Origin of the sequence: Mesorhizobium sp. GbtcB19 (genome assembly GCF_019091085.1) — a bacterium.
GTDB lineage: Bacteria > Pseudomonadota > Alphaproteobacteria > Rhizobiales > Rhizobiaceae > Mesorhizobium.
Genome location: NZ_JAGXJY010000501.1, coordinates 1 through 237, shown reverse-complemented (window position 1 = coordinate 237; position 237 = coordinate 1). Strand labels below are relative to the sequence as shown.

At 68.4% G+C, this 237-nt stretch carries 1 protein-coding gene; it reads left to right on the top strand.

Going from position 1 to position 237, the window contains the following annotated elements:
• Window positions 1–237, top strand: a 237-nt coding sequence (locus tag KVT37_RS32835) for a class I tRNA ligase family protein (protein WP_217579089.1), incomplete at both ends; no start/stop codon positions are given.

Below are 237 nucleotides of genomic sequence, written 5' to 3'. Positions count from 1 at the left end.
ACCCAGCCCAAGGGCAATGAGGATTCCCTCGCTGGCCTCGAGGTGACGCCGGAGCGCCAGGCCGTTTGGGACGAGCTCGACGGGCACGACCGTTTCGCCGCGCGCAAGAAGATCGTCGAGCTGATGGAGGCCGGCGGTTTCCTCGTCAAGATCGAGCCGCACCGGCATGCCGTGCCGCACGGCGATCGTGGCGCCGTGCCGATCGTGCCGTTCCTGCCCGAGCAGTGGTATGCGCTC